Source organism: Zoogloea sp., from assembly GCF_028689785.1.
GTDB lineage: Bacteria > Pseudomonadota > Gammaproteobacteria > Burkholderiales > Rhodocyclaceae > Zoogloea.
Window position 1 is genome coordinate 25,417 of the sequence record NZ_JAQVCN010000056.1, and the last position, 7,166, is coordinate 32,582.

The window sequence follows — 7,166 nt, forward strand, 5'->3', positions numbered from 1 at the left end:
GTAAGGGTAAGATTATAGCCTTTCGCTCCAGCCCCCATTCGCATAGCCATGGCCGACAACCGTTTCAGCTTCAGTCAGGACAATCTCAAGACCATCGCCGAGGACATTCTCAAGTTCGCCCGCAAGCGCGGCGCAACGGCCTGCGAGGTGGATGTCTCGGAAGGCTTCGGCCAGTCCGTCAGCGTCCGCCGCGACGAGGTGGACACCATCGAATACAACCGTGACAAGGGCGTCGGCGTCACCATCTATGACGGTCAGAAACGTGGCTACGCCAGCACCTCCGACTTCTCCAAGGACGCCCTCAAGGCTACCGTGGATGCGGCCGTCTCGATCGCCCGCTTCACCGCCCCCGACCCGGCCGCCGGCTTGCCTGACGAAGCCCTGCTGGCAAAAAGCTTCCCCGATTTCGATCTGTATCACCCGTGGAAGCTGAGCACCGAAGAGGCCATCGAACTGGCCCGCCGCAGTGAACGCGCAGCCTTCGCCGTCAGCCCCGAGATCCGCAACTCCGACGGGGCCAGCGTTTCCATGCAGGAAGCCCACTTCATCTCGGCCAACAGCCTGGGCTTCATGGGTGGCTACGCCAGCTCCCGCCACTACCTGTCGTGCTCGGTCATTGCTGGCGAAGGCGACGACATGCAGCGCGACGACTGGTACACCACCAAGCGCGACCCCGCCGAACTGGCCGATGCCGACGAGATCGGCACCTTTGCGGCACGCCGTGCCCTGGCACGCCTGGGCGCCCGCCAGATTCCCACCTGCGAGGTTCCGGTGCTCTTCGAAGCCCCCCTTGCCGCCGGCCTGATCGGCGCCTTCGTGCATGCGGTGAGCGGCGGGGCCCTGTCGCGCAAATCCAGCTTCCTGCTCGACAGCCTGGGCAAGGCAGCCTTGCGCCCGCACATCCAGATCTGCGAACGACCGCACCTGGCCAAGGCCTTCGCCAGTAGCCCCTTCGATGACGACGGCGTGGCCACCCAAGACCGGGAAGTCATCATCGATGGCGTGCTGCAGGGTTACTTTCTGAGCACCTACTCGGCGCGCAAGCTGGGCATGCAGACCACGGGCAACGCCGGGGGCAGCCACAACCTGCTGGTCAAGCCGGGCCAGTACGACCTGGACGGCCTGATCAAGCAGATGGACCGAGGCCTGCTGGTCACCGAACTGCTCGGCCATGGCGTCAACTACGTCACTGGCGACTACTCCCGCGGCGCAGCCGGCTTCTGGGTCGAGAACGGCAAGATCCAGTACCCGGTGCACGAGATCACCATCGCAGGCAACCTCAAGGACATGCTGATGGGCATCCAGGAGATCGGCTCCGACGTGCTGGTGCGCGGCTCCAAGCACTGCGGCTCCATCCTGGTCGATCGCATGACCGTGGCCGGCGCCTGATCCGGCCTGCACTGACTTTGGTTTTACCCTCCGTCCAGAAAGAGAAAGAAGAGGAAACATCATGGAACGGCGTAGCTTCCTGAAACAGGCCACGGCCGGCGTTGCTGCCGGTGCCGTGGCCGCCCCGGCCCTCGCGGCTGATCTGCCCACCATCAAGTGGCGCCTGGCCTCGGGCTTTCCGAAGACCCTGGATGCCATCTATGGCGCCACCGAGACCGTCGCCCGCCGCGTCGCCGCGGCCACCGGCGGCAAGTTCCAGATCGGCCTGTTCGCTGCTGGCGAGATCGTACCCACCCCTGGTGTCCTGGATGCCGTAAAGGATGGCACCGTGGAAATGGGCCACGCAGCATCCTACTGGTATGTGGGCAAGGACCCGGCCCTGGCCTTCGATACCGCGCTGCCCTTTGGCCTGAACAGCCGCCAGCAAACCGCCTGGATGTTCGACGGCGGCGGCATGGAGCTGATGCGCGAGCTCTTCAAGGATTACAACATCATCAACATTCCCTGCGGCAACACAGGCACCCAGATGGGTGGCTGGTTCCGCAAGGAGATCAAGAGCCTCGATGATCTGAAGGGACTCAAGTTCCGTGTCGGCGGCTTCGCAGGCCAGGTGCTGGCCCGCATGGGCGTGGTGCCCCAGCAGATCCCCCCGGCCGACATCTACCCGGCCCTCGAGAAAGGCACCATCGACGCCACCGAGTGGATCGGCCCCTACGATGACCACAAACTCGGCTTCAATCGGGTCGCCAAGTATTACTACTACCCGGGCTGGTGGGAAGGTGGCCCGCAGCTGTCGATTTACGTGAATGCCAAGCACTGGGCTTCCCTGCCCAAGGAATACCAGACCATCCTGGAAGACGCCTGTGCCTACGCCCACGCAGAAATGCAGGCTGCCTACGATGCCAAGAACCCGACCGCCCTCAAGCAACTGATCGGTTCCGGCACCCAGTTGCGCCCCTTCCCCCACGAGATGATGGCTGCCGGCTACAAGATCGCCAGCGAACTCTACGAGGAAACCGCGGCCAAGAACCCGAAGTTCAAGAAGATCTACGAACGCTGGAAGAGATTCCGTGACGATCAGCTGCAATGGTTTGCCGTGGCCGAGAATCGCTTCGACAACTTCATGCAGGCTGCCCGCACCGGCAAGGGACGCAAGTAGGCCCCACCCCGTCCAGGCCTGCGGGGGGCGGCTCAGGCCGCCCTTCTCACGTTCAGCCCGGTACGCATGCAGCCCGGAATTTGCGCAAGGCAGCATAGGGTTTTCCAGACTGTGCGGGGTCTGGGGGCTCATGAATAATCAGATCACCTTTCGTAGCGATTCCCAGAGGAGACAAAGTGGAACGACGTTCATTCATCAAAAAGACCGGTGTCGGCGTAGCCGCCGGCGCAGTGGCTGCCCCCGCCCTTGCTGCCGAGTTGCCCACCATCAAGTGGCGCCTGGCCTCCAGCTTCCCGAAATCCCTCGACACCATCTACGGCGGCGCCGATGTGATGGCCAAACGTGTGGCAGCCGCCACCGGTGGCAAGTTCCAGATCCAGGTTTTTGCAGCAGGTGAAATCGTTCCCGGCCCGGGCGTGATGGATGCCGTCAAGGACGGCACCGTCGAAGTCGGCCACACCTGCTCTTACTATTTCATCGGCAAGGACCCCACGTTCGCCTTCGACACCGCCGTACCCTTCGGCCTCAACAGCCGTCAGCAAACGGCCTGGATGATGCAAGGTGGTGGCCTTGAGCTGTTCCGCGAGTTCTTCAAGGATTACAACATTCACAACATCCCGTGTGGCAACACCGGCGCCCAGATGGGCGGCTGGTTCCGCAAGGAGATCAAGTCCGTCGAAGACCTCAAGGGCCTCAAGTTCCGCTGCGGCGGTTTTGCCGGTCAAGTGCTGGCCAAGCTCGGCGTGGTGCCCCAACAGATCCCGGGCGGCGACATCTACCCCGCCCTCGAAAAAGGCACTATCGATGCTGCCGAGTGGATCGGTCCCTACGATGACCTGAAGCTCGGCTTCAACAAGGTCGCCAAGTACTACTACTACCCGGGTTTCTGGGAAGGCGGCCCGCAGATCTCCCTCTACGTCAACGCCAAGCAGTGGGCCTCCCTGCCCAAGGAATACCAGACCATCCTGGAAGACGCTTGTCTGTACGCTCACGCGGAAATGCAGGCCCGCTACGACGCCAAGAACCCGACGGCCCTGAAACAACTGGTCGGCTCCGGCACCCAGCTGCGCCCCTTCCCCAATGAAGTCATGGCCGCCGCCTACAAGGCCGCCAACGACCTCTACGAGGAAACCGCTGCTGCCAACCCCAAATTCAAGAAGATTTACGAAGCCTGGAAGAAATTCCGCGACGAGCAACTGCAGTGGTTCTCCGTAGCCGAGAACCGCTACGACAACTTCATGCAGGCCGCGCGCAGCGCCAAAGCCAAGAAGTAAGAAGCTTTAGCTGTCTGCCCAATGGGGTCGTGCATGGCACGGCCCCTTTTTCGTACACTCCATGCTCCAGCCCCAACCCTGAGACAAACCAGACATTCTTTGCGAGGATGCTGGCTTCCAGCCTCGGAAAGCAACCACCATGATCCAAGCCATCGCCCTGCTGCTCGCCTTCCAGCTTGCCGGCGAAACCCTTCGTGTCGCTCTTCATCTGCCCGTCCCCGGCCCCGTCATTGGCATGGCCCTGCTGCTCGGCTGGCTGGTGCTTCGGGGCGGTCCCGACGATGCATTACGCAGCACCTCCGGCACCCTGTTGCAACACCTGTCCCTGATGTTTGTGCCTGCAGGCACCGGCGTGATGCTCCACGCCGGACGACTCGCTGAAGAGGCCTGGCCCATCACCGTGGCCTTGGTCGCCAGCACCCTGCTCGGCCTGCTCGCCACCGGGCTCAGCCTGCATTTCCTGACCCGCCACCGCGCCGGGAGCCCCCAATGAACGGCGACGCCATGACCGAGATCTGGGTTTACCTTTCGGCACAGCCCCTGCTGTGGCTAACCTTGACCCTCGGCATCTACATCCTGGCCATCGCCCTGCACCGCCGGGCTGGCGGGCATCCGGCCGCCAACCCGGTGCTGATCTCGGTGAGCATCCTCGTCGCGCTGCTGCTGCTCACCGGCACGCCCTACCAGCGCTACTTCGATGGCGCCCAGTTCGTCCACTTTCTGCTCGGCCCCACCACCGTCGCTCTGGCCATCCCGCTACACAGCCAGCTCAAGCGCCTGGTGAGCATGGCCGGCCCCCTGATGATCGCCCTGATGATCGGCTCGCTGACCGCCGGCCTGTCCGCCTACGCCATCGGCTCCCTGCTCGGCGCCAGCGCCCCCACCGTGGCCTCCCTCGCCCCGAAATCGGTCACGACCCCCATCGCCATGGGTATCGCCGAACGCCTCGGCGGCCTGGCCTCGCTGACGGCCGTGTTCGTCATTCTGACCGGCATCTTCGGGGCCATCTTTGCGGCCGGCATCCTCAGGCGCGTCGGCGTAAAAGATGAAGCCAGCGTCGGCTTTGCCCTCGGCCTGGCCTCTCACGGCATCGGGACGGCCCGGGCCTTTCAGCTCAGCGAGCAGACCGGCGCCTTCGCCGCCCTGGCCATGGGTCTGAACGGCTTGTTCACCGCCATTACGCTGCCGTGGCTGCTGCCCCTGATGGCCACCGCCCTTCGCTAGTGGCACAGCGACAACTGACCTTAGGTCAACCGGGGTTCCCCCAACTTGTTGCGGCCGGCCCCGGCCCCGATAATCGGGGCCGTCTGACTTCTGCTGCGCTGCAACCATGGATCTGCTGATCGACGTCATCCTGCGTGCGGGCCGCTCTGCGGTCGAGCTGTCCTTCTTTGTCCTGCTGCCGGTCATGGTGGTGATGCTGTCGCTGATGCGCCTGCTCGAAGCCCGAGGTGTGCTCGACTGGGTGGTCGCACGGCTGGCACCCAGCCTGCGCCCGCTGGGCCTCACCGGCCTGGGCGTGTTTGCCGCCCTGCAGATCAACTTCGTCAGCTTCGCCGCCCCGGTCGCCACCCTGGCGATGATGGACCAGCGCGGCGCCTCCAGTCGCCACCTGGCCGCCACCCTGGCCATGGTGATGGCCATGGCCCAGGCCAACGTATCCATGCCCATGGCGGCCATGGGCCTGCACTTCGGCGTGGTTCTGGGGTGGTCGTTGGTCGGCGGGCTGGCGGCAGCGGCGGCCACCTACTACGGCTTCGGGCGCGGCCTCTCGGCGGCGGAAAGCCCGGTGGACGAAACCCTGCATCACCCAGTGGCCGAAAATGCCAAGGGTGTGCTCGACGTGATCAACCGGGCCGGCGCCGAGGCCTTCAAGATCGCCGTCGGTGCCATCCCCATGCTGGTCCTGTCCCTCACCGTGGTGCTGGCCCTGCGGCGCCTGGGCGCCCTGGATGCGCTGACGGCCCTGCTCTCTCCCCTGCTGCTGGGCATCGGCGCCGACCCCGGCCTGATTCTGCCCACTCTGACCAAGTACCTGGCCGGAGGCACGGCGATGATGGGCATCATGGACGAGATGATCCGTGCCGGCACAGCCAGCGCCGCGACCCTCAACGGCGTGGCTGCAGGGCTGTTGATCCACCCCCTGGACATCCCCGGTGTGGCGGTGCTGATCTCCGCCGGCCGGCGCGTCGCCGACGTCTGGAAGCCGGCCGCCCTGGGCGCGGGTGTGGGCATTCTGGTACGCATGGCAGGCCATGGCCTGGTGGGCTGACTCACCCCCATCACAAACCATTTGCCGCAGTGCCGCATTTCACTAGGCGAAATAAGCAGACCTGCGCTACCATCCGCCATCCCTGATTTTCTGGCAGAACATCCGTTGTCCACGCAAGAACCCGCGAAGAATCCGATCCAGGTCATCGAGCGCATGATGACGCTGCTCGACGTCCTGGCCCGACACCCTGACCCCGTTCCACTCAAGCAGCTCGCTGCCGAAACGGGCTTGCATCCGTCCACGGCTCACCGCATCCTGGGTGCCATGACCAGCAGCGGCTTCGTCGAACGGAGTGACGCTGGCGTCTATCGTCTCGGCATCCGCCTCCTGGAACTCGGCAGCCTGGTGAAATCCCGGATCTCCCTGCGGGAAACCGCCATGGCCGCGATGCTCAAGCTGCACGCCACCACGGGCGAAAGCGTGAATCTCGGTATCCGCGCCGGAGACGAGATTGTCTATGTGGAACGCACCTCCAGTGGGCGCTCTTCCGTGCGGGTTGTGCACATCGTCGGTGCCCGAGCACCTCTGCATACCACCGCCACCGGCAAGCTCTTCCTGGTCGAAGACGGCCCCCAGAAGGTCAAGGAATACGCCCGTCGCACCAACCTGCCTGGCACCACGCCCACCTCCATCACCACCCTGTCAGCCCTTGAAAAAGAGCTCGACAAGGTACGTCGTCACGGCGTGGCTTACGACCTGGACGAGGTAGAGAACGGCGTACGCTGCATCGCCGCTGGCATTCGCGATGACAGCGGCGAACTGGTGGCCGGCCTGTCTTTATCCACCCCGGCCGAGCGCTTCGACCCCGACTGGGCACCGCTCATCCGGCAGACCGCCGACGAGATCTCCAACGCTCTTGGTTACCTGCCACCAGCTGGGCGTTGAGCGCGCCGCCGGGGCACCCCGCCCCGGCTGCCGCACCAGCAAAAAACGGGCGCCAGCAGCGCCCGTTTCAGACTGCTGACGAACCCCTGGTTTTTCCGGGGGTTCGTGTTTTTGAAGCCCTCTCAGACGACGAGAAACGCTCGGTAGCGGCCAACGGCTGTGGGGCTCGTTGGGATCGAAATGATGT

Annotated in this window: 7 protein-coding genes; all 7 read left to right on the forward strand. The window is 64.3% G+C overall.

Annotation, left to right across the window (positions count from 1 at the left end; all coding sequences use genetic code 11):
• Positions 1-48 precede the first annotated feature (48 nt).
• The 7 genes from pmbA (at position 49) to PHI64_RS18730 (ending at position 6,979) form a co-directional block, all read left to right on the forward strand.
• Positions 49-1,389, forward strand: a complete 1,341-nt coding sequence (gene pmbA / locus PHI64_RS18700; protein ID WP_299886121.1) for a metalloprotease PmbA — start codon at positions 49-51, stop codon at positions 1,387-1,389.
• 61 nt (positions 1,390-1,450) lie between these two features.
• Positions 1,451-2,548, forward strand: a complete 1,098-nt coding sequence (locus PHI64_RS18705; RefSeq protein ID WP_299886124.1) for a TRAP transporter substrate-binding protein — start codon at positions 1,451-1,453, stop codon at positions 2,546-2,548.
• Between the two features lie 176 nt (positions 2,549-2,724).
• A complete protein-coding gene (locus PHI64_RS18710) occupies positions 2,725-3,822 on the forward strand; it encodes a TRAP transporter substrate-binding protein (protein ID WP_299886127.1) in 1,098 nt (365 codons plus the stop codon).
• A 139-nt stretch (positions 3,823-3,961) separates the two neighbouring features.
• Positions 3,962-4,315, forward strand: a complete 354-nt coding sequence (locus tag PHI64_RS18715) for a CidA/LrgA family protein (protein WP_299886130.1) — start codon at positions 3,962-3,964, stop codon at positions 4,313-4,315.
• On the forward strand, positions 4,312-5,046 hold the full coding sequence (locus tag PHI64_RS18720) for an LrgB family protein (RefSeq protein WP_299886133.1): 735 nt from the start codon (positions 4,312-4,314) through the stop codon (positions 5,044-5,046). Before PHI64_RS18715 ends, PHI64_RS18720 begins: the two co-directional genes overlap by 4 nt.
• A gap of 106 nt (positions 5,047-5,152) precedes the next feature.
• Complete coding sequence (locus PHI64_RS18725; RefSeq protein WP_299886136.1) at positions 5,153-6,094, forward strand: nucleoside recognition domain-containing protein; 942 nt, start codon at positions 5,153-5,155, stop codon at positions 6,092-6,094.
• Between the two features lie 153 nt (positions 6,095-6,247).
• A complete protein-coding gene (locus tag PHI64_RS18730; RefSeq protein WP_299886139.1) occupies positions 6,248-6,979 on the forward strand; it encodes an IclR family transcriptional regulator in 732 nt (243 codons plus the stop codon).
• Positions 6,980-7,166: the final 187 nt, after the last annotated feature.